General features: G+C 62.1%; 23 protein-coding genes. 7 read left to right on the top strand and 16 right to left on the bottom strand.

Annotated elements, in window-relative coordinates:
- Window positions 1-26: 26 nt before the first annotated feature.
- Window positions 27-521 carry an MgtC/SapB family protein gene (locus NCR98_RS12815; RefSeq protein WP_244826478.1) on the top strand — a complete coding sequence of 165 codons (495 nt, stop codon included), beginning with the start codon at window positions 27-29 and terminating at the stop codon, window positions 519-521.
- 106 nt (window positions 522-627) lie between these two features.
- On the opposite strand, the gene NCR98_RS12820 is transcribed toward NCR98_RS12815, so the two are convergent.
- Both NCR98_RS12820 and arsC read right to left on the bottom strand, forming a co-directional pair.
- The gene (locus NCR98_RS12820; RefSeq protein ID WP_244826479.1) at window positions 628-900 is read right to left on the bottom strand and encodes a hypothetical protein; all 273 of its coding nucleotides are present in this window, start codon (window positions 898-900) and stop codon (window positions 628-630) included.
- A 109-nt stretch (window positions 901-1,009) separates the two neighbouring features.
- Window positions 1,010-1,432 (bottom strand): arsenate reductase (glutaredoxin), encoded by a 423-nt coding sequence (gene arsC, locus NCR98_RS12825; protein ID WP_250526365.1) that lies wholly within the window; start codon window positions 1,430-1,432, stop codon window positions 1,010-1,012.
- A gap of 418 nt (window positions 1,433-1,850) precedes the next feature.
- Here arsC and NCR98_RS12830 point away from each other — a divergent pair, with 418 nt between their 5' ends.
- The 3 genes from NCR98_RS12830 to NCR98_RS12840 all read left to right on the top strand — a co-directional run bounded on the left by NCR98_RS12830 (window position 1,851) and on the right by NCR98_RS12840 (window position 3,375).
- On the top strand, window positions 1,851-2,147 hold the full coding sequence (locus tag NCR98_RS12830; protein ID WP_250465934.1) for a hypothetical protein: 297 nt from the start codon (window positions 1,851-1,853) through the stop codon (window positions 2,145-2,147).
- Window positions 2,148-2,253: 106 nt separating this feature from the next.
- Window positions 2,254-2,520: a cupin domain-containing protein gene (locus tag NCR98_RS12835; RefSeq protein ID WP_250509613.1), complete on the top strand. Its 267-nt coding sequence runs from the start codon at window positions 2,254-2,256 to the stop codon at window positions 2,518-2,520.
- Between the two features lie 36 nt (window positions 2,521-2,556).
- The gene (locus tag NCR98_RS12840) at window positions 2,557-3,375 is read left to right on the top strand and encodes a DUF72 domain-containing protein (RefSeq protein WP_244826482.1); all 819 of its coding nucleotides are present in this window, start codon (window positions 2,557-2,559) and stop codon (window positions 3,373-3,375) included.
- A 280-nt stretch (window positions 3,376-3,655) separates the two neighbouring features.
- Here the strand turns inward: NCR98_RS12840 and gudD are convergent, their stop codons facing one another.
- The 3 genes from gudD to garL all read right to left on the bottom strand — a co-directional run bounded on the left by gudD (window position 3,656) and on the right by garL (window position 7,241).
- Window positions 3,656-5,005, bottom strand: a complete 1,350-nt coding sequence (gene gudD / locus NCR98_RS12845; RefSeq protein WP_250465959.1) for a glucarate dehydratase — start codon at window positions 5,003-5,005, stop codon at window positions 3,656-3,658.
- Window positions 5,006-5,491: 486 nt separating this feature from the next.
- Window positions 5,492-6,385, bottom strand: a complete 894-nt coding sequence (locus tag NCR98_RS12850; protein WP_250465961.1) for a 2-hydroxy-3-oxopropionate reductase — start codon at window positions 6,383-6,385, stop codon at window positions 5,492-5,494.
- A 70-nt stretch (window positions 6,386-6,455) separates the two neighbouring features.
- On the bottom strand, window positions 6,456-7,241 hold the full coding sequence (gene garL / locus NCR98_RS12855; RefSeq protein WP_250526350.1) for a 2-dehydro-3-deoxyglucarate aldolase: 786 nt from the start codon (window positions 7,239-7,241) through the stop codon (window positions 6,456-6,458).
- Between the two features lie 333 nt (window positions 7,242-7,574).
- Between garL and NCR98_RS12860 the strand changes: the two genes are divergently transcribed.
- Window positions 7,575-8,279, top strand: a complete 705-nt coding sequence (locus tag NCR98_RS12860; RefSeq protein WP_250526351.1) for a FadR/GntR family transcriptional regulator — start codon at window positions 7,575-7,577, stop codon at window positions 8,277-8,279.
- Window positions 8,280-8,375: 96 nt separating this feature from the next.
- Here the strand turns inward: NCR98_RS12860 and NCR98_RS33485 are convergent, their stop codons facing one another.
- From NCR98_RS33485 to NCR98_RS12890, 7 genes are all read right to left on the bottom strand, one after another.
- On the bottom strand, window positions 8,376-8,732 hold the full coding sequence (locus tag NCR98_RS33485) for a hypothetical protein (RefSeq protein WP_350029508.1): 357 nt from the start codon (window positions 8,730-8,732) through the stop codon (window positions 8,376-8,378).
- Between the two features lie 41 nt (window positions 8,733-8,773).
- Window positions 8,774-9,052: a HipA domain-containing protein gene (locus tag NCR98_RS33490; protein ID WP_350029509.1), complete on the bottom strand. Its 279-nt coding sequence runs from the start codon at window positions 9,050-9,052 to the stop codon at window positions 8,774-8,776.
- Between the two features lie 534 nt (window positions 9,053-9,586).
- Window positions 9,587-11,404, bottom strand: a complete 1,818-nt coding sequence (gene glmS / locus NCR98_RS12870) for a glutamine--fructose-6-phosphate transaminase (isomerizing) (RefSeq protein ID WP_250526353.1) — start codon at window positions 11,402-11,404, stop codon at window positions 9,587-9,589.
- Window positions 11,405-11,465: 61 nt separating this feature from the next.
- Entirely contained in the window at window positions 11,466-12,830 is a 1,365-nt protein-coding gene (gene glmU, locus NCR98_RS12875) for a bifunctional UDP-N-acetylglucosamine diphosphorylase/glucosamine-1-phosphate N-acetyltransferase GlmU (protein WP_250526354.1), read from the bottom strand.
- Between the two features lie 97 nt (window positions 12,831-12,927).
- Entirely contained in the window at window positions 12,928-13,887 is a 960-nt protein-coding gene (ttcA, locus tag NCR98_RS12880) for a tRNA 2-thiocytidine(32) synthetase TtcA (protein WP_250526355.1), read from the bottom strand.
- Window positions 13,884-14,285, bottom strand: a complete 402-nt coding sequence (locus NCR98_RS12885; protein ID WP_244826500.1) for a dihydroneopterin aldolase — start codon at window positions 14,283-14,285, stop codon at window positions 13,884-13,886. The genes ttcA and NCR98_RS12885 overlap by 4 nt, the downstream gene beginning before the upstream one ends.
- Window positions 14,286-14,321: 36 nt before the next feature.
- A complete protein-coding gene (locus NCR98_RS12890; RefSeq protein ID WP_250526356.1) occupies window positions 14,322-15,167 on the bottom strand; it encodes an SDR family oxidoreductase in 846 nt (281 codons plus the stop codon).
- Between the two features lie 13 nt (window positions 15,168-15,180).
- On the opposite strand from NCR98_RS12890, the gene NCR98_RS12895 reads away from it, so the two are divergent.
- Both NCR98_RS12895 and NCR98_RS12900 read left to right on the top strand, forming a co-directional pair.
- A complete protein-coding gene (locus NCR98_RS12895) occupies window positions 15,181-16,386 on the top strand; it encodes a class I SAM-dependent methyltransferase (protein WP_250526357.1) in 1,206 nt (401 codons plus the stop codon).
- A gap of 9 nt (window positions 16,387-16,395) precedes the next feature.
- A complete protein-coding gene (locus tag NCR98_RS12900; protein ID WP_244826503.1) occupies window positions 16,396-16,590 on the top strand; it encodes a DUF2905 domain-containing protein in 195 nt (64 codons plus the stop codon).
- Between the two features lie 3 nt (window positions 16,591-16,593).
- Here the strand turns inward: NCR98_RS12900 and NCR98_RS12905 are convergent, their stop codons facing one another.
- The 4 genes from NCR98_RS12905 to NCR98_RS12920 form a co-directional block, all read right to left on the bottom strand.
- Entirely contained in the window at window positions 16,594-17,823 is a 1,230-nt protein-coding gene (locus NCR98_RS12905) for a multifunctional CCA addition/repair protein (RefSeq protein ID WP_244826504.1), read from the bottom strand.
- On the bottom strand, window positions 17,820-18,443 hold the full coding sequence (locus tag NCR98_RS12910; protein ID WP_250526358.1) for a glutathione S-transferase family protein: 624 nt from the start codon (window positions 18,441-18,443) through the stop codon (window positions 17,820-17,822). The genes NCR98_RS12905 and NCR98_RS12910 overlap by 4 nt, the downstream gene beginning before the upstream one ends.
- 11 nt (window positions 18,444-18,454) lie before the next feature.
- The gene (locus NCR98_RS12915) at window positions 18,455-19,411 is read right to left on the bottom strand and encodes a complex I NDUFA9 subunit family protein (RefSeq protein WP_250526359.1); all 957 of its coding nucleotides are present in this window, start codon (window positions 19,409-19,411) and stop codon (window positions 18,455-18,457) included.
- A 120-nt stretch (window positions 19,412-19,531) separates the two neighbouring features.
- Window positions 19,532-21,499: a lytic transglycosylase domain-containing protein gene (locus tag NCR98_RS12920; RefSeq protein WP_250526360.1), complete on the bottom strand. Its 1,968-nt coding sequence runs from the start codon at window positions 21,497-21,499 to the stop codon at window positions 19,532-19,534.
- Window positions 21,500-21,507 lie beyond the last annotated feature (8 nt).

The following is a 21,507-nucleotide window of genomic DNA, read 5'->3' on the forward strand; positions in this document are numbered from 1 at the left end:
GTCCCTTTCAGTCCTGTTTCTTCGCGATGCTTCCTCAACCCATTCTCATCGATGCCGTCGTCCGCATGCTCGTCGCGGTGCTGATCGGCTGCATCATCGGCGTCGATCGCGATCTGCACGGCAAACCGACCGGCATGAAGACGCTCGGGCTCGTGTCGCTCGGCGCGTGCATCGCGACCATGTGTGCGCTCGGATTTGCCACCGAGCCGCTCGCGCACAACACCGAAGTCTCGCGGGTGGTGCAAGGCATCGTGACGGGCATCGGCTTTCTGGGCGCGGGCGTGATCATTCAGAATCCGCGCGAGAACCGCATTCGCGGGCTGACCACGGCGGCTTCAATCTGGGTGACGGCGGCCGTGGGCATTCTGTGTGGGCTCGGCGTATGGAGTCTCGCGCTGATCGCCACGGTGATTCTCATCGTGCTGCTGACGGTTGGGCGGATCATCGAGAAAGGCTTGCTGAAGCGCTGGATGCGCAAGCCGCCGAGTCAACGTCCGGCGGGTATTGGCGAGGAAGAGTGACTGGCGGAGTTGCCTGTGCGCGTCGGCGCACTCTCGCATCATTCAAAAAGCAACGCGGCGCAACCTTGCGGCCCGCCGCGTTTCCAGGCGCAGAAAGTCGGTGCGCTTACCAGCCGTGATGTTCGCGCCAGCGTTCTTCGCGATGCATCTCATGCCGCCAATGACGCTCGCGCTCGTGGCGTCGCCATTCGTGTTCGCGCCAGCGTTCATCGCCGTAGCCGTATCCGTATGCGGGCTGCACGTAGACCGGCTGGGCCTGCGCATAAACCGGCACGCCGACGCCTACCGCGACATCGACATGCGCCGATGCTGCCGTCGATACCGCCAAACCCCCGAGTCCTGCCAACGCGATTGCCACAGTTGCAAGCTGCTTTTTCATGTCGCCTTCTCCTTGCCCCGATTGCGTGATGTCGAGTGCAGTCTAGAAGGCGATTCCTGACACAGGTGCAACAGACCCGCGAGAAAGGTAACGTCAGGTAACGGTCAAGTCAGAGCAAGCGTTTGCCTGCTTCGTCGATAACCACTTCGCCGTCTTCCTTTGCAAAAGGTCCTTTTTGCGGCTCCGGCAGAAGATCGATCACGAGTTCGGACGGGCGGCACAGTCGCGCGCCTTTCGGGGTATCGACGAAGGGACGATTGATGAGGATTGGATGCGCGAGCATGGCGTCGAGGAGTTGCTCGTCGGTGAGACTCGTGTCGCCCAAGCCGAGCTCGGCGTAGGGCGTGCCCTTTTCGCGTAGCGCTTCGCGCACGGAAAGCCCGGCGCGCGCGATGAGCGAAGTGAGCGTCGCGCGATCCGGCGGCGCGGTCAGATACTCGACGACTTTCGGCTCGATGCCCGCATTGCGGATCAGCGCGAGTGTGTTGCGCGAGGTGCCGCACTTCGGGTTGTGATAGATGATGACAGTCATGTCGGCGATGTCCTTGATGATCACATTCGGCATTCTAGGCCGACCTCACGATGACGCGCACGCCCGGCTTGCGTCAGGCCACCGACCGAATTGCCAGCGATGCAGCAAATACCCTGTTCAATCGCGGCTGCGCGGCCTATAACGAAGTGTGCAATGCGGCATGTCCTGGGTGGATCATCCGCCAACGGTCTTACTGGCGTTCGTCCCTGTCTGCTTCGCAGTCGCCTTCGAATTGCATATCTACAAGTCCGGCAAGTGGTCGCATGGCAGAAGCCGACCGGAACCGGCCCTGACGCCTCTTCGCGCACTGCCATCGAGTAGAACGCACCGTGGCACGTCGTGTGCGAACGACGGTTCGCTACAACGAATAGCGCGACCCGGCCATTGTCGGTTCGTGCATCTCATTCAAGGAGTCGATATGAAAACACGTCTCGTCGCGACGGCGCTTGCCGCCTCGCTACTGGTGGCTGCTGGCAGCGCCTCGGCGCAGGAAACGTATTACCGCACGGCGCAGGTGCCGGGACAAACCACGGCGGATACCTCGTCGCAACCGGCGATGCAAGGCAGCACGCAAGGCCAAACGGGCGATATGTCGTATGGCGGCGCGCCCGCCTCTCGTGGCGCCACTGGCGCAATCGGCACGACCGGAACCAACGCGGGCATCTCCAAGCCGTGCGTGCGCGGGCCGCCCTGCGACATATTCTTCGGCAACTGAAGCAGCAAGCGCGGCCTGAAAGTTGCGCTAGCATCCGGTGCATGATCCCGTGCGCTCGCATTCTCGTATGCGGGCGCGCTTTCCTTTTCACTTTGGAACGATCGCCATGCACCGAGACGAATTCCTCGCCCTTCTTCCCGAGGAGGGCTTTCAAGAAGTCGTGACCGTCACGCGCGAGCCGAACGGCGTAATGGATATTCACGCGCATCCCTTCGAAGCCAAGGCGCTAATTGTCGAAGGCGAGATCACCATCCGCGTTGGCGATGACGAGCGGCTGTATCGCGTCGGCGAGATCTTCCAGCTGTCCGCGAATCTCGAGCATGAAGAACGCTACGGACCGCAAGGCGTGACCTATCTGGTCGGGCGCAAGTAAGCCGCATCGGCGAACACACGACATCGAGGACGACATATGGCCACGCGAAAGACGGCGCGGATTCGCGTCGGTATTGGCGGATGGACGTTCGAGCCCTGGCGCGGTACGTTCTATCCGAAGGGACTCGCGCAGAAGCAGGAGCTCGAATACGCGAGCCGCGCGCTCACGACCATCGAGGTGAACGGCACGTTCTATGGCTCGCAAAAGCCCGAGACCTTCGCCAAATGGCGCGATGAAGCCCCGGACGACTTCGTGTTCTCGCTGAAGGCGCCGCGTTACGCGACCAATCGCCGGGTACTCGCCGATGCGGGCGAAACCATCGAGCGTTTCTTCAAAAGCGGCGTGTTGGAACTACAGAACAAGCTCGGCCCGATCAACTGGCAATTCGCAGCGACCAAGAAGTTCGATGCCGATGACTTCGGCGCTTTCCTCAAGCTGCTGCCCGCGAAAGTGGAAGGCCGCGCAATTCGTCATGCCGTCGAAGTGCGACACGAGAGTTTCAGCGATCCGGCATTCGTGGCGCTGGCGCGAAAGCATCGCGTGGCGATTGTCGTCGCGGGAGACTCGAAGTATCCGCAAATCGCGGATACGACCGCACCATTCGTCTATGCACGCATCATGGGAACGACAGAGAAGCAGAAGCAAGGTTACTCGAAGGCGGCGCTCGATGGCTGGGCGAGCCGCGCGAAAGAATGGGCGGCGGGTGGCGTGCCTGAGGATATGGCGAGGGCATCGACAAGCGCGGGTGCGAAGGTCGGTTCGCGGGATGTGTTTCTTTACGTCATCAGTGGATATAAGGAGCGCAATCCCGCTGCGGCAATTGCACTGACCGAACGAATCAATGGGACGACGTAATTCGACTGAGGCGAACGTTCCGCAGGTAGCGACCGGTGACGGTGTCTTTGCCGCTTCGTAGGTAAAGAGCCGTCACCGGATTTATGTCAGTTCACTTTCACAGGCGGTAGCAGGGTGTTGTAACCAAATGCCGTTCGGCCGATAAGGATCAGTGCAATTCCCAATGTCGCAGCGACGGCGAAGATTACGCCGAAGATTCCAGACGCTCCTTCCCTCGCGACAAAAATGCCCCGCCCCCAAACGAAGCATTTTCGCCGCAGTCCCTTAGATCACTGCCCGCTCATCGCACCATGCAAGGCCTCTTGTTATCGAACTTCCAGTTCGGAATCAGATACTGCATGGCGACGCCATCATCGCGCGCGCCGAGTCCGTGTTGCAGATACAGCGCGTGCGCCTTCTCCACTTCATCCATATCGAGTTCTACGCCTAAACCCGGCTGCTCCGGCACCTTCACCTTTCCGCCCACGATTTGCAGCGGATCTCGCGTCAGACGCTGGCCGTCCTGCCAGATCCAGTGCGTATCGATCGCCGTGATCTTGCCCGGCGCGGCGGCGGCCACATGCGTGAACATCGCGAGCGATACATCGAAGTGGTTGTTCGAATGCGATCCCCACGTAAGACCCCAGTCGTTGCACATCTGCGCGACGCGCACCGAGCCTTGCATGGTCCAGAAGTGCGGATCGGCAAGCGGAATATCAACGGATTGCAACTGGATTGCGTGGCCCATCTGCCGCCAGTCGGTCGCGATCATGTTGGTGGCCGTCGGCAGGCCAGTCGCGCGGCGGAATTCGGCCATCACTTCGCGGCCCGAGTAACCGTTTTCCGCGCCGCACGGATCTTCGGCGTAGGCCAGAACGTCGTGCTTGTCGCGACACAGGCGGATGGCTTCGGCAAGCGACCACGCGCCGTTCGGATCGAGCGTCACGCGCGCTTCCGGGAAGCGTTCCGCGAGCGCGGTCGTCGCCTGCATCTCTTCGTCGCCGGATAGCACGCCGCCCTTCAACTTGAAATCGTTGAAGCCGTAGCGCGCCTTCGCGGCCTCGGCCAGACGGACGACCGCTTCCGGTGTCATCGCTTCTTCGGTGCGCAGGCGTTCCCAGTCGTCGCGGCCATCCGCGCCGCTCGCGTACGGCAGGTCCGTCTTGTTGCGATCGCCGACATAGAACAGATAGCCGAGCATCTCCACTTCGTCGCGCTGCTGCCCTTCGCCGAGCAACGCCGCGACCGGCACGCCCAGATGCTGACCGAGCAAATCGAGCAGCGCCGCTTCGAGCGCGGTGACGGCGTGGATGGTCGTACGCAAGTCGAACGTCTGCAGGCCGCGGCCGCCCGCGTCGCGATCCGCGAATTGCGTGCGCACGCGGTTCAGCACCGCCTGCATGTTGCCGATAGATTGCCCGACGACGAGCGCGCGCGCATCGTCGATCGTCTTGCGGATGCTCTCGCCGCCCGGGACTTCGCCGACGCCCTGATTGCCCGCGCTATCGGTGAGGATCACGATGTTGCGCGTGAAGAACGGCCCGTGCGCGCCACTCAGGTTCATGAGCATGCTGTCACGGCCCGCGACCGGTACGACGCGCAGGTCGGTGACTTTGGGTGTGGCGTTCGCTTGAGGTGCTTGAGTGGACATGGTCGGAGCTTCGTTGGGTTGGTTTGCGCTGCGCTTGCTTTCGCGCGAGAGCACATTGAGTCGCGGCACCGATGGCACGCGGAGAACCAAGACGATGTCTCGCGCGTCGCAACGCCGGTATTCATGAAAGTGATGTAGCGCGTCTTCGTCGTCTTTCCGCGCAATATACGATCAGCGGTTCGCGCGCGTTATGTGACATGCAGAAGCACGCCGTCATCGTTATACGTTGTCAGATGACATGGTATCGCGAGTCGGCTTGAACACCAATTCGGCGTTTACCCTGTCGCGCTTGAGTCCTTTCTACAAGCCCTTTAGAGCCCCTCGATCCTTCCAGCGGTCCAAATCGGCAAAGGTTAATTAAGACGTCAGACAACTAATAGCGAGTGCGCCCGCGTCGAGCCTCACGGCAAGGGCCAAGCTCCAACGAGCCAGCCAAAAACAAAAGCCGGCGAACGCCGGCTTGTCGACGACAGTTGAACCAGCGTCTTACTTCTTTTCCTGCCCAATCTCATGATTCGCCATGATCTCCAGCGCGCGAACCATTCCCGAGTGATCCCACGCCTTGCCGCCATGCGCGCTGCACGAGTTGAACAACTGCTGACACGTCGCCGTGTTCGGCAGCGACACGCCAAGCGACTGCGCGGTCGCCAGTGCCAGATTCAAGTCCTTCTGATGCAATTCGATCCGGAAGCCCGGATTGAACGTGCGCTTGGTCATGCGCTCGCCGTGCACTTCGAGAATGCGTGACGACGCGAAGCCGCCCATTAGCGCGGTGCGAACCTTCTCGGCATCGACGCCGGCCTTCGACGCCAGCAGCAGCGCTTCGCCGACTGCTTCGATGGTTGCCGCGACGATCACCTGATTCGCCACCTTGCAGACCTGCCCGGCGCCCACTTCGCCGATCAGCGAGATGTTCTTGCCCATCATGTCGAAGTACGGCTTGACCTTGTCGAAGGTCGCCTGCGCGCCGCCGACCATGATGGTGAGCGATGCCGCCTTCGCGCCGACTTCACCGCCGGAAACGGGCGCATCGAGGTAATCCGCGCCGCGCTCGCGCACCTTCGCCGCGAACTCGCGCGTGGCGATGGGTGAGATCGAGCTCATATCGACGACGATCTGACCCGCGCGCAAGTTCTGCGCGACGCCGTTCTCGCCGAACAGCACGCGCTCTACGTCGGGCGTGTCCGGCACCATCAGGAAAATGATGTCGGCCTGGGCGGCGACATCCGCCGGGCTATCGCACGCCTTGGCGCCCGCGCCGGTCAGATCGGCGGGCACGCCGCTGCGCGTGAATGCTGCGAGTTCGACGCCGTTCTTGAGGAGATTGGCGGCCATGGGATTGCCCATGATGCCCAGTCCGATAAAGCCTGCCTTTTGCATTGTGTCGCTCCTTGGTCGGTTTTCAGATTCGATTCTCGAAGTCAGCCGCGGGTCTTGCCACCCGCGCAGCTTACTCCTGGATGAAGTGCCTCTTCACGCCCTGCGCGGCGTTCCTGAGTAGCCCCAGGTCGGCGCAGACCGCGACCATCGTGCAGTCCAGCGCGAGATAGCGCTCGGCTTCCTGCTGCACGGGCGCGAGAATGCCGCTCGACTTGCCAGCCGCGTGCACGCGTTCGAAGACATGTTTGATGGCGGCTTGCACGTCCGGATGATTCGCATTGCCGAGATGTCCGTACGATGCCGCGAGATCCGAAGGCCCGACGAAGAGCGCATCGACGCCGTCGACGGCCGCGATTTCGTCGATGGCTTCGACGGCCGCGCGGCTTTCGATCTGCACCGCGACGGCGATGTTGTCGTTGGCCAGGTCGAAGTAATTGGGCACCGTGCCATACCGGTTGCCCCGATGCCCGACCGACACGCCGCGAATGCCCTGCGGCGGATAGCGTGTGGATGCCACGGCGCGGCGACCGTCGTCGGCGCTATCGACGAACGGAACAAGAAAGTTGACGAAGCCCGCGTCGAGCAAGCGCTTGATGGCGACGGCGTCGTTGGCCGGTGGCCGCACCACGGGCGCACTGACGCTGTCTTTTAGCGCCATATGCTGCGGAATCAGCGTGATGGAATCGTTGGGCGCGTGCTCGGCGTCGAGCAGAATCCAGTCGAAGCCGACAACGCCGAGCAATTCCGCGACGATAGGACTGGCAAGCGACGTCCAGCATCCAATCACTTTCTTGCGTGCGAGAAGCGCCGCCCGGAAGGTATTGGGCAAAGCTTGATAAGGTGCCGTTGATGACATGGTGTCTCCTTGAGCGACTGTCTTTCGATGAGAAGCCGGTGTCTGAGATTGCAAATGTCATCAGACGTCTTAACACAGGGTACTGTGTTTTCATCCACATTAGACAGCGGAGTTAACCCTTAATCCTTTTTCCGGCGACGTTTAAAGCGGTACCAGCGAGCGCGGGTAGTTATATGACATCCTATTTGTTAAGCGCTGCGAGCGCTGGATTCGCCGAATTGACGAACGAACGGCGTGACGACATGATGCGTTGTCTGACATCCAAGTTACAGGCGCCGCCCACGGCGCGGACAAGATGTCCGACCACACCATTCTTCCCAACATCAAGAGAACATGGCGAGTTTGACCGATAAAGTTGTCACCACGTTGTTCGAGGAAATCGAGCGCGGCGTTCTGCGACCTGGCGACCGGATTCCGACCGAAGCCGCGTTGATGAAGCAACTGTCGGTGAGCCGGTCGGTGGTGCGCGAAGCGGTGTCGCGGTTGCAGGCTGCGAATGTCGTCGAGACGCGGCATGGCGTCGGCACTTTCATTCTGGCGCCGTCCGGGCGCGAGACCGTTCGCTTACCGGGCGTCGAGTTGTCGAACCTGCTGGACATCATGGCGATCATCGAGTTTCGCATCGATCTGGAAGGCGCTGCCGCCGCGCTCGCTGCGGGACGCCGTACGGAGCAGCATCTGAAGCAGATTGCCGCGACGCTCAGAAACTTCGAGGATCAACTGACGAGCGGCAGCACCGATGTTCTCGAACACGACGTCGAGTTTCATCTGCAAATTGCTCGGGCAAGCGGCAACCGATATTTCCACGACGTCCTGAGCCAGATGGGCCGAGGCGTGAGTCCGCGCACGCGGCTTGGCCGGGCGGAGTTGGCGGAGCTGGATCAGATCGAACGCCTGCGCAATGTGCTGAGTGAACACAAGGCGATTTATCGGGCGATCGTGCGTCAGGACAGCGACGACGCACGCGCCGCAATGCGCCTGCATCTGAGCAACAGCCGCGAGCGGTTGAAAGACGTGCATGCGTCGGCTGCGGTCTGAAACATCGCACGGGTTTTGAGCAGCGCGCCTCGTCTGTTTAAGTTAACAAAAGGATTCGTATGTATACGTAGTAATAGTTAACAAGCACGAGGCGTTTCAGTGGATAAGTACCGTCGTGCTTTTCCGATCAACGAGTTGGCGATTTAACAAGTCCGGTATGGCGAGCGCGTTTGCGGACGGAAGCTGGGACAACTTTCGGTGTTTGCGGGTTAACGCGAAGTTATCCAGAAACCGCCAACAGATGAACAGTCGAGCTGTTGACAGGGTTGTCCACAGGCGTCTGGCCACGCGCACCTGGTTGGTCGAGATCGTCTTGGTCATGGCGTCGAGGGTTTCGACGGTTATCGGCAGGTTGTCGGCGTAGCGTTTGAAGTCCGATGCGATGTTCGCGATTCGATCGATGGAGCGCGCAGCGACACGTGGCGCGATGCTAGTCTTGCTAGCGAGCTTCATGAGATGCTCGCGCGTCACGGCCCTTGCCTCTCCGCAGACATTTATTTGATGCTCGCCGCCCGGACCTGAATTGAACGTAAGGTCGTACGCGGGTGAAACTGCCAGCGGCCATGCGCGTGCATCACGAAGGAAAAGTTCTTGGCGTAATCGTCGCGAATGTCGAAGACGACGTTGAACACGCATCGCTCGAAGGCCTGAAGTACTTCGCGTGCATCGCGCGTTATGAACTGCATGAGTCGCAAGAGCGTGACGTAGTGCATCTGAGGGACGCGAAAGTCGGCGTGCGCCACGCCGGCTGCCGTACGCATGGGGACCCGCATGCAGCTTGCGATCGAATCGTTCGATACCAAAGGCGGCCATGGAATCGCCGAGATCGAAATAAGCCGTGACGGGCATTCGTAGCTCGCACGCAGTTGCAATGGCGCCGTACATGGCCTCGACCGCGCAGACTTCCTTGTGATCGGAGCGCGGCTTGAGTTCGAAAGGGAGATCCAGATTGTCGGCGAAGCCCAATGCCATGGCGACGCGGATAAAAGAATGGAGCGACCCTTGTCCGCCGCGTTCGATATCGCGCAGTGCGCGCGTTGTTATGCCGGCGCGGCTTGCCACGTCTTTCCTGTTGGAGATTTTGCGCAAGGCGGTGAGCGCGCAGGCGCTGGCCTGATTCCTCCGAAATCTCAGCTGAGCTTGCTAAGTTAAAGCGCGTTTTTTTGCCGGTTAAATGCAAAGATTGACGCTTACCGGCGTTGTTTTACCGCTTAGAAAAGGGTGCCACTTGTTTCAGGATATGCCCATCCAACAAAAACGCCCCCGAAGGGGCGCTTTACAAAACTCGCGACGGCACCAACCCAACTTCACTCCACCGTCACCGACTTCGCCAGATTCCGCGGCTTATCCACATCCGTCCCACGCGCACAAGCGGTGTGATACGACAGCAATTGCAGCGGCACCACATGCAAAATCGGCGAGAGCGCGCCGTAATGCTCGGGCATGCGGATGACATGAATGCCCGCCTCGCTGACGATGCGCGTATCCGCATCCGCGAACACATAAAGCTCACCGCCGCGTGCCCGCACTTCCTGCATGTTCGACTTGAGCTTTTCAAGCAGCGTATCGTTCGGCGCGACGGTCACGACCGGCATCGCCTCGGTTACCAGCGCGAGCGGCCCGTGCTTCAGTTCGCCCGCCGGATAAGCCTCCGCGTGGATATACGAAATCTCCTTGAGCTTCAACGCGCCTTCCAGCGCGATCGGATAATGCAGCCCGCGCCCGAGGAAAAGCGCATTCTCCTTGCGCGCGAATTCCTCCGACCACGCGATGATCTGCGGCTCCAGCGCCAGCACGCTATTCAACGCCGCCGGCAAGTGACGCAACTGACCGAGATAAGCCGCTTCCTGCTTTGCATCGACGAAACCGCGCAGCTTCCCGAGCGTCACCGCCAGCACGAACAAGCCGACGAGCTGCGTCGTGAACGCCTTCGTCGACGCCACGCCAATCTCCGTGCCCGCATGCGTCAGGAACGCGAACTCGGTCTGTCGCACCATTGCGCTCGTCGCAACGTTGCAGACCGCGAGCGTGTACTTGTGGCCGAGCGATTGCGCGTGCTTGAGCGCGGCGAGCGTGTCGGCGGTTTCGCCCGATTGGGATACCACCACGACCAACGCTTTCGGATTCGGCACCGACTCCCGATACCGATACTCGCTCGCAATCTCGACCTGCGTCGGAATCTTCGCGATCGATTCAAGCCAGTACTTCGCCGTCAAACCCGCGTACGAACTCGTGCCGCACGCCAGAATGAGCACGCTGTCGATTTCCGCGAACACCTCGCCGGCCGTCGCGCCGAATAGCTCCGGGTCGAAGTGATCGGCTTGCGGAATCGTGTCGGTGATAGCGCGCGGCTGCTCGAAGATTTCCTTCTGCATGAAGTGGCGATACGGCCCAAGCTCCACGGCGCCGCCGTACGCCGTCACCACGCGCACTTCGCGCTTCGCGGGCAGCCCCGCCCGATCGAAAATCTTCACGCCATCGAGCGAAAGTTCGACGACATCGCCTTCTTCGAGGAACGAGAAACGGTCCGTGCTGCCCGCAATGGCGAGCGCATCGGACGCGAGGAAGTTCTCGCCATCGCCCAGACCGACGACGAGCGGCGAACCCTGCCGCGCGCCCACCACCGTATGCGGCTGATCCTTATGAATGACCGCGATGGCATACGCGCCATGCAATTGCGCGACGGCTTCGCGCACGGTCTGGAACAGATCACCGCGATACATGCTGTGAATCAGATGCGCGATGACTTCGGTATCCGTCTGCGATACGAACTCGTAGCCCTTGCCGCGCAGCATCTCGCGCAACGCCTCGTAGTTCTCGATGATGCCGTTATGCACGAGCGCCACGGTATCGCGCGAAAAGATGGGGTGTGCGTTGTCGGTGACGGGCGCGCCATGCGTGGCCCAGCGCGTGTGCGCAATGGCCGTCATGCCGGCGAGTCCCGATTGCTTCACCTGTTCGTCGAGATCGGCCACGCGGGCGACGCTGCGCGCGCGGCGCGGCTCGCCGTTGCTCAATACGGCGACGCCGCACGAGTCGTAGCCGCGATATTCGAGGCGTCGCAGGCCTTCGACGAGCACCGGGACGATATTACGTTGCGCAACCGCGCCGACAATTCCACACATGGCGTTGATCCTTTCAGACTTAGTTTCGTGCGCGCGCCGCAATGCAGTCCGCGCGCGTTGTTCAGACCTTCTTCGCCTTGACCGGGCGAACGTAGCCCGGCTTGCTGACCTGCACTTTCTCGTTCAGCACGAGTTCGCCTTCGCCGACATCCTTCCACACGGTCGTGCCCGCCGCGATGGTCACGCCGCGACCGACGCGCACGGGCGCGACGAGCTGCGTATCCGAGCCGACGAACACGTCGTCTTCGATGATCGTGCGATGCTTGTTCGCGCCGTCGTAGTTACAGGTAATGGTTCCGGCGCCGACATTTACCCGCGCGCCGATGTCCGCGTCGCCGATATAGGTCAGGTGGTTCGCCTTGGAACCGTGGCCTAGCACCGCGTTCTTCACTTCGACGAAGTTGCCGACGTGCGCTTCGTCGCCAAGCACCGCGCCCGGACGCAGCCGCGCATACGGCCCGAGCACGACATTCGCGCCGGTCTTTCCGCCTTCGATATGCGTGTACGCGTCCACGCGCGCGCCTGTGCCGATGGTGGCATTGCGGAGCACGCAGTTCGGACCGATGGTCACGTCATCCGCCAGCGTCACGCGGCCTTCGAAGACGCAATTCACGTCGATGAAAACGTCCGCGCCGCATTCGAGCGTGCCGCGTACGTCGATGCGGGCCGGGTCCGCGAGCGTCACGCCCGCTTCGAGCAGCGCGTAAGCCACGTTGCGCTGATGCACGCGCTCCAGTTCCGCCAGCTGAATCTTGCTGTTCACGCCGAGCGTTTCCCATTCGGCATCGGGCTGCGCCGTCACCACTTCGACGCCCGCTTCGATGGCGCGCTCGACTACATCGGTGAGATAAAACTCGCCCTGCGCGTTGTTGTTCTTAAGCGACGCGAGCCACGCTTCGAGCGTGCGCGTGGGCGAAACGACAATGCCCGTGTTGATCTCCGCAATCCGCCGCTCTTCCTCGCTCGCATCTTTCTGTTCGACGATTTTCTGCACGGAACCGCTGGCATCGCGCACGATCCGGCCGTAGCCGGTCGGATCAGCCACCGTTACCGTCAGCACGCCGTAGCGTTCGCCGCCGGTAGCATCGAGCAGGCGTTGCAACGTGCTTGCGCGCGTGAGCGGCACGTCGCCGTATAGCACGAGCGTCGGCACGGAGGGATCGAGCAGCGGCAGCGCCTGTTGCACCGCGTGGCCCGTGCCGAGTTGCTTGTCCTGGACGGCGAACTGCACGTCGGGCGCGCCGACGGCTTCGCGCACTTTCTCCGCGCCGTGACCGATCACCACGACGAGCCGCGTTGGCGAAAGCGTGCGCGCCGTGTCGATGACATGCGCGAGAAGCGGCTTGCCCGCCAGCGGATGAAGGACCTTCGGCAGAGCGGAGCGCATGCGCTTGCCCATGCCGGCAGCCAGAATCACGATGTTCATTGACGGATTTCTTGCGAAGAATGGTTGCGGCCAATATAGCACGCAGGCCTTTTGACGCAGTGCGGTAAATGCCACGCTGCGCCTTGTCGGGAAAGGCTCAAAGGTCGTCGAACTGCACGATTGAAATCGCGTTTGCCGGCCCGGACGGTTCGCTCGCGCACGGTTCTTCGTCAAAGGCAATATCGCCGTTTGCGTCCGCCTCGCCCGTCGCGCGCAATCCGGCGAACGGAAAGAGCTTGTGATCCATCAAATGCGACGGCACGACATTGGTCAGCGCGTTGAACATGTTGTCCACTCGACCGGGAAAACGCTTGTCCCAATCGCGCACCAGCGCCTTCATTTCCGCGCGCTTCAAGTTGGGCTGACTGCCGCACAGATTGCACGGGATGATCGGAAACTCGCGCAACGCGGCGTATTTTTCCAGATCGGTTTCCTTCACGTAGGCAAGCGGGCGAATCACGATGTTCTTGCCATCGTCCGATTGCAGCTTGGGCGGCATGCCCTTCAGCTTGCCGCCATAAAACATGTTGAGCAAAAGCGTTTGCAGAATGTCGTCGCGATGATGCCCGAGCGCGATCTTGGTCGCGCCCAGTTCGCCCGCCACGCGGTACAGAATGCCGCGCCGCAGCCGCGAGCACAGCGAACACGTCGTCTTGCCTTCCGGCACCAGCCGCTTGACGATGCTGTACGTATCCTGGTTCTCGATATGAAACGGAATATCGAGCTTGCTCAGATATTCGGGCAGCACATGCTCCGGAAATCCCGGCTGCTTCTGATCCAGATTGACGGCCACGAGTTCGAAGTTGATCGGCGCGCGCTCGCGCAGGCGCATGAGAATTTCGAGCATCGCGTAACTGTCCTTGCCGCCGGACAGACACACCATGACCTTGTCGCCTTCCTCGATCATGTTGAAGTCGCCGATCGCCTCGCCGACTTGCCGCGCGAGCCGCTTGAAGAGCTTGTTGTTCTCGTAGGCTTCCTTCTGCTGACGGCGCGTCAGCGCTTCGCGCGCGGGCTTTTGCTCGTCGGGCGCTTGCAGTGTCTCGGGCGCGTTCATGCTCGTTCCTCTTTGATACGGAAGACTTCGACGCCCACCGCGTCGCAGTCGGGATACACGTCGGGTTTTTCTGTCGATACCACCACGGCCCGCACATTCGGATGCGCGAGCAGCGCGGCGGCGACATCGTCGCAGAGTGTTTCCTGCAGATGGATGTGGCCGCGCTTCACGCGCTCGGCGATGGTCGAGCGCATGAAGTCGTAGTCGACGACTTCGGCGAGCTTGTCCGCGACGGGCGTGGACAGCGCGAGCGGCACGAACAGTTCGACGTTGATCACGACGCGTTGCTCGCCGCGCTTCTCGAAGTCATGCACACCGATATTGATGCGCACTTCGTAGTTGCGCAGAAAAAGCCGCCGGCAATCGGCCAGCCGGGGATGCGAAAGTGCGGCAAGCATGGGTTCGTTCCAAAAGTTGATACGCGGCGCGCGGGGCTACAGCTTCGGCGCGCCGAACAGGTACATCACGTCGCGCGGGCTCGGTACGAGATGCTGGCCGCCATCGACCACGAGCGTCGTGCCGGTCATGCCGTGCGCGTTCGCCAGAAAGCACGCGGCCTCCGCGACGTCGCGCACCGTGGACGCCCGCTTGAGCGGCGTCACGCGATGCGCCGCCGCGAACGATTCCGGCGTCTGCCCGGCGGAAATCAGCGTCAGTCCCGGCGCGAGGCCGACGACGCGCAGCTTCGGCCCCAGCGCCTGCGCGAGCGCGACGGTGGCGTTTTCCAGCGCGGCCTTCGTGAGCGTGTACGACAGGTAATCGGGGTTCATGTTGTACAGCTTCTGATCGAGCACGTTGATGACAACGCCGCGTTGCGTGTCGTCATCGGCGGCGGATTCAGGCGTGATTTCGTGCAACAGGCGCGCAAGCGTGAGCGGCGCGGCGACGTTGATCGCGGTCATCTCGAGCAGCTTCGCATAGCCGAAGTCGGTGGCCGTGTCCTCGTCGAAACGCGATGCGCAGTTCACCACGCAATTCAGCGCGCCGAATGCCTCGACACACGCCGGCACGAGCCGCGCCACTTCCGCTTCGATGCCGAGATCCGCGTGCAATGCGGCCGCGCGCCGGCCAAGCGCTTCGATTTCGGCGACGGTTTCGAGCGCTTCACGCGCAGAGCCGCCGTAGTGCACGGCGACGTCCCAGCCCTGGCGAGCGAATTCCAGCGCGACGCCGCGCCCGATGCGCCTGGCGCCGCCGGTCACGAGTACGACGCGGGACCGCGCAGCCGAAGCGGGCGAAAGCGGCGAATTTGCGGAAGATAACGGCGTGGAGGCGCTCATTTACAATACTGGGATGAATCCGAAAGCTCGACAATCCGACAGTTTACCTGCTCCCGGCGCGGATGCACTCGCCCAGTCCGACGCACTTTCCGCGCTGATTTGCGAACGTATCGCCGAGGCGGGCGGCTGGCTGCCGTTCGACCGCTACATGGACCTCGCGCTGTATGCGCCCGGACTCGGCTATTACAGCGGCGGCGCGACGAAGTTCGGCCGGCGTGCGGAAGACGGCAGCGACTTCGTCACCGCGCCGGAATTGTCGCCCTTGTTCGCGACGACGCTCGCGCGGCCCGTGGCGCAGGCGCTCGAACAGAGCGGCACGCGCCGGCTGATGGAGTTCGGCGCGGGCACGGGCAAGCTCGCGGCGGGTTTGCTCAACGCGCTCGCCGAACTGGACGTGGCCTTCGATAGTTACGCAATCGTCGATCTTTCCGGCGAATTGCGCGCGCGCCAGCGCGAGACAATCGAAGCGCAGGCGCCCGCGCTCGCCGCCAAGGTCATCTGGCTCGATGCATTGCCGGATTCGTTCGAAGGCGTGGTGATCGGCAACGAAGTGCTGGACGCCATGCCGGTGCGGCTCGTGGTGCGCAAGCTCGGCGCGTGGCACGAGCGCGGCGTGGTCGTGCTGAACGACCGTCTCGCTTTCGATGACCATCCCGTGGAAATCGACGAGCAAATCGAATTGATCGATGCCGCCATCGACGAAGCCAACGACGAGCCATTCACCGAATACGTGACCGAAACGCACGAGGCGGCGCTCGGCTTCACGAAGACCGTTTGCACCATGCTCACGCGCGGCGCGGCGTTTTTCATCGACTATGGATTTCCGCGCCGCGAGTTCTATCACGCGCAGCGCGCGACCGGAACGTTGATGTGTCATTACCGGCATCGCGCGCACACGGACCCGTTTCTCTATCCGGGCTTGCAGGACATCACGGCGCACGTCGAATTCACGGGGATCGCGGAAGCAGGCACGGAAGCCGGCGCCGATCTGCTGGGCTTCACGTCGCAGGCGCGCTTTCTGATGAACGCCGGTATCACCGACGTACTCAACGAACTCGATCCCGCCGACGTGCGGCGCTTTTTGCCCGCCGCCAACGCCGTGCAGAAATTGCTTTCGGAAGCAGAGATGGGCGAACTCTTCAAGGTGATCGCGTTTTCGCGCGGCATTCCCGGCACGCTCGACGCCTTCTCGGCCGGCGACCGTTCCCATACGCTCTGAGCCATTGCCATGATCCGCTGGCTTCTGACTACGTTTGTCGCGCTGATGGTGCTGTCGGCTTGCTGGCCGTGGCTCCGCAAGCTCGGCGTCGGGCGCTTGCCGGGCGATTTCACGCTGCGCATCTTTGGACGCGAATACTCGTTTCCGTTCATGTCGACGCTGCTGCTGTCGATGTTGCTGTCGCTGATCGCGCGCGCGCTCTAGCCGTTACAGAACCGCCTTCACCGCTTCGACCCGCGCATCGTGCACGGCGTCCTTTATGCGCGCGGGCTGATTGGCGAAGCGTTGCGCGACCGCGCCGGCATCGACGGAACGGGCCGCGACTAGCGCCTCGCGCAGCCGTTCAGCCTGTGGATAAGGCTGCTGTTCCAGACCGAGCCGACCGCGCGCATCGGCGAGACACGCCTGCAAGGCTTCCGCGAAACGCGCGGGTTTGCGCAACGCGTCGGCGCGTTCGAAGAGGCGCACCAGCGCGGCCGCGCCCGCGTCCATGACGCGATGAATGTTGCCGTGCTCGCGCGCGACAAGTACCGCCAGATCGCGGCACTCGTTCGGCACGCGCAAGCGGTCGCAAAGCGGCTTCAGGAGATCGACGCTGCGCCCTTCGTGACCAAGATGGCGCGGCAGGATATCGTCCGGCGTGGTCGCCTTGCCGAGATCGTGAGTGAGCGCGGCGAAGCGCACCGGCAACGCAAACCCCTGCGACGCCGCGTAGTCCACCACCATCATCACGTGGACGCCGGTGTCCACTTCAGGGTGATAGTCGGCGCGTTGCGGCACGCCCCAAAGCGCGTTGACTTCGGGGAGAATGCGCGCCAGCGCGCCGCAACCGCGCAGGACCTCGAACATGCGAGAAGGCTTCTTTTCCATCAGACCGCGCGAGACTTCCTGCCATACGCGCTCGGGCACGAGGGCATCGACTTCGCCCGCCTCGACCATTTTCTTCATCAGCGCTTCGGTTTCCGGCGCGACTGAAAAATCGGCGAAGCGCGCCGCGAAACGAGCGAGACGAAGAATACGCACCGGGTCTTCGATGAACGCATCGCCCACATGCCGGAAGAGTTTCTGCGCGAGATCGGCGCGGCCGTTGAACGGATCGATCACCGGGCCGGTCAGTTCGCCATCGGGATTCACTTCGCGCGCCATTGCATTGATGGTCAGATCGCGCCGCGTCAAGTCCTCTTCGAGCGTCACGTCCGGCGAGTAGTAAAACTGGAAGCCGTGATACCCCGCCGCCGTCTTGCGCTCGGTGCGCGCGAGCGCGTATTCCTCGTGCGTCCGCGGATGCAAAAACACCGGGAAATCCTTGCCCACCGGCTTATAGCCTTGCGCCACCATTTGCTCGGGCGTGGCTCCAACCACGACATAATCGCGATCCACCACCGGCACGCCGAGCAACTCGTCGCGGATCGCGCCGCCAACCGCGTAAATGTTCATTGCGCGATTTCCTGCTTTGCATCCTCGATCCACGCCGCGACCGCGGGCAATGCGGTCACGCGCTGCGCATAGGCACGCGATTCATCGTCAAGCGACGGCTCGTAGGAATTGAAGCGCATGACGACCGGCGCGAACATGGCATCCGCAATACCGAACTCGCCGAACAGAAACGGCCCGCCCGACTTCGCCAGGCAATCGGCCCACAACGCTTCGATGCGCGCGATATTCGCCAATGCGCCTTCGCTTGCGCCTTTGCCTGGCGCGTGCGTGTGAATTTCCATGGGCATCGACTGACGCAAGTCAGCGAAACTCGCGTGCATCTCGGCGCTGATGCTGCGCGCATGAGCCCGCGCGCCGGCATCGCGCGGCCACATCGCGTGGTCGGGAAAGCGCTCGGCGAGGGTCTCCATGATCGCAAGCGACTCCCACACGGAGGCGCCGTCGTCGGTGACGAGACACGGCACCTTGCCCGATGGCGACACTTCGAGAATGCGCGCCTTGGTATCGGGCTGACCGAGACGGATCAGCGTTTCCTCGAAGGGAATGCCGAAGTGCTTCATCAGCACCCAAGGGCGCATGGACCAGGAAGACGTGTTCTTGTCACCAATGACGAGTTTCATGCGATCGATGTTCAGCGATGCGCCGTGGCGCGAAAAGAATTGAAGCGCGAGCGATTCGACGCGCCCGTCAGATACAACGGCGCAATCGCTTCGATGCTCGCCGGTTCGCCGATGCCCAGTTCGGGCGCAAGCGGGCCGCTCGCAATATTCGGCGTTTTCATGGAATCGAGATTGTCGCGCGAAATCAGCGGTTCACCGGGCGCGAGTTCGAGCGTCATCGCCTGAAGGCGGCCAAGGCTCTCGGGCAGCTTGATGATGCGCGAATGCTTGCCGATGGTCGCGCCCGCAAAGCGCACCAGCTCCGCGAGCGTAAAGACGCCCGGCCCCGCGAGTTCGTAGACCATGCGGTTGGCCGCGTCGAGGTCGAGCACGTTGACCATGGCCTTGGCCACGTCGCCGACGAAAATAGGCTGGAACTGCGCGTCGGCGCAAGCCAGCGGAATCACCGGGAACATGCGTTCGAGGAAGGCGAACTGATTCAGCAGATTGTCCTCGGGACCGAAAACGACGGAGCTTCGAAAAATGGTCCAGTCGAGGCCCGAGTCGCGCACCGCCTTTTCGCCATCGCCCTTCGAGCGCAAATACATGCTCGGACCTTCCGAATCCGCGCCGATCGCGCTCATGTGCAGCAGCCGGCGCACGCCTTTCGCCGCGCACGCCGCCGCGATCTTGCGCGGCAACTCGACGTGCGCTTTCTCGAACTCAGGCCCATAAGGCTCGCCGCGCCGCCCTTGCAGCACGCCGACGAGGTTGATCACCGCGTCGGCCTCCGCGACGAAAGCCGCGAGTTGCGCGGGATCGTGAATATCGGTTTCGATGACATCGACGGGAAGAAGCGTCAGATGCGGCGCGTTGGAACGGCGCCGCGTGGCAATCCGCACGTTCTTGCCGAGATCGACCAGCGCGTTGACGAGATGACTTCCGATGAAACCCGAACCGCCGATGAGCGCTACCTTTTGATGTCGCATATTCGCCTCTTGAGTCGCGGCTTTGTGAGTGCGCTTTGACGAATGCGAACGGCGAAGGGGCAGCCGCGCGCCCGTTCCGTTTATTCGTGCAACGAAACCGCGACGCGCGGTGCAAAAGAACTACGGCGCGATATATCCCAGCCGCGTCTTCAGCGATTGCGGACGGCCTTCGAACAATGCCGCGTAATAGACGGTGTTCGACAGCACGTTCTTGACGTAATCGCGCGTCTCGGTGAACGGAATGGTTTCAGCAAAAATCGCGCCCTCGACAGGCGCGCGCAAATCCTGCCGCCATTGCTTCGGCCGGCCAGGACCTGCGTTGTAACCGGCAGTGGCGAGCACGGGCGAGTTATCGAATTGATTGTAGATCATCGACAGGTAATTTGTGCCGAGCAGAATGTTGGTGTTGATGTCGTTCATTTGCGCGCGCGACACCGGACCCATGCCGATTTTCTTGGCGACGAGTTGCGCCGTGCCAGGCATCAGTTGCATCAAGCCGCCCGCGCCTACTTCCGAACGCGCGTTAATGATGAAGCGCGATTCCTGGCGAATAAGCCCGTATGCCCATTCGATATCGAGCCCGGTGGTTTGCGCATCGCGCTCGACGATATCGCGGAACGGCGACAGATAACGCAGCGTGAAGTCGTGCTCGGTCTTAGTCTTGTCGGCGGTGTTCACCGTGCGGTCGAACAGTTCGATGCGCTTTGCATACTGCGCGGCGGCGATGAGTTGCCGGTCCGTCATGCTGCGCAATGGCCAGTTCCATTCGCGGTTGCCTTCGAGCCGCATGTTCAGCGAGTAGAAACGTTGCGACAGCGCGAAGCCCGGCACCGACTGCATCTGCGCGATTTCGGCATCGCTCACGGTGGTGCGCGGCGGGACGCTGATCTTCTGGCCGGTTTCTTCCAGCGCGAGCTGGCCGTAGAAGTTGTATTGGTCCGCGATCGACTGGAATTCCTGATTGGCCGTTGCGGCGTCGCCCGCTTGCTTGACCGCGCGGCCGTGCCAGTAAGTCCACGCAGGCTGGCTGCGCAAGGTGGGCGGCATCTGGTCGATAGACCAGCGCACCATGTTCCAGTCGCCCGCGAGCAACGCGCTGCGCGTGCGCCATTCATATGCGGGGTTCGACAACTGCGCGTTCGCCGATAGCCGATACCAGTCCGACGCGGCCGGCATGCGCTTGATCGCCGCCTGATAACCGATGGTGCCCCAGCCGATCGCGCGTTCCTGCGCGGTGAGACTCGGCGCGACCGAACTGAACGTGGCCGCGGCCATTGCCGGATCGTTGCGAGCCATGCGCGTGATGGCGAGCAAGGTCAGTTGGTGCGCCGGCGTGTTCGGCATGACGCCGCGTGCGAGGTAAAGCGGCGGCTTGTTGACCGCGTCGTCGAGAAGCGAGCCTTTCGGCTTTTCCTGCCCGAGCGCTTCGACGATATTCGATCCGGTCGACGTGTAGTTCTGTTCGTAAGCGATGCGAATCTGCTGCCAGATGTCGTCGCTCGTGAACTGGCCTGACTCCGCAAGTGCGCCGATGAGATCGACGCAGCCGTCGCCGTACCATTTGGGATCGACGAGCAGCGCGCGCGCCGCTTCCGCGACGTTCTCGCCCTTCGAGAGACGCGCTTCGAGTGCATAGCACTTGACCTGCGTGTCGTCGTTGAGCACGAAGCGGGCATATTGCTGCTCGAAGTTCTTCCAGTCGTGACGGCTGCCGAGCACGACGAGATAATCGTTGCGCATGCGGTCGGCAATGGCCTGGCCGTCGTTGCGCTGCAGGAACGACAGCACCGGCGCATCGGGCGCGTCGATGCGCGCGTGGCCTTGCGAATCGAAGAGTTGCGGCTTGATCGTGAAGTACTCGACGTAACTCGGCGCCGGATAGTTCGGGATTTGCGCGGCAAGAACGGCGGCTTTGGCCGGATCGTTCGCGCGCGCGGCATCGCGCAATTGCATGAAGATGCGGTCGTCGGACGACGGCGAGAAGTCTTCGTCGGGGCGAACCGCGGAAGCTGTTCCACAAGCGACGAGCGTCACTGCGGCAAGTGCGGTACCAGCCGCAAGATATACTCGGTCGAGGCGTTTTGACATCGTTATTA

The organism is Caballeronia sp. GAWG2-1, assembly GCF_023631405.1.
In the GTDB taxonomy this organism is placed as follows: domain Bacteria; phylum Pseudomonadota; class Gammaproteobacteria; order Burkholderiales; family Burkholderiaceae; genus Caballeronia.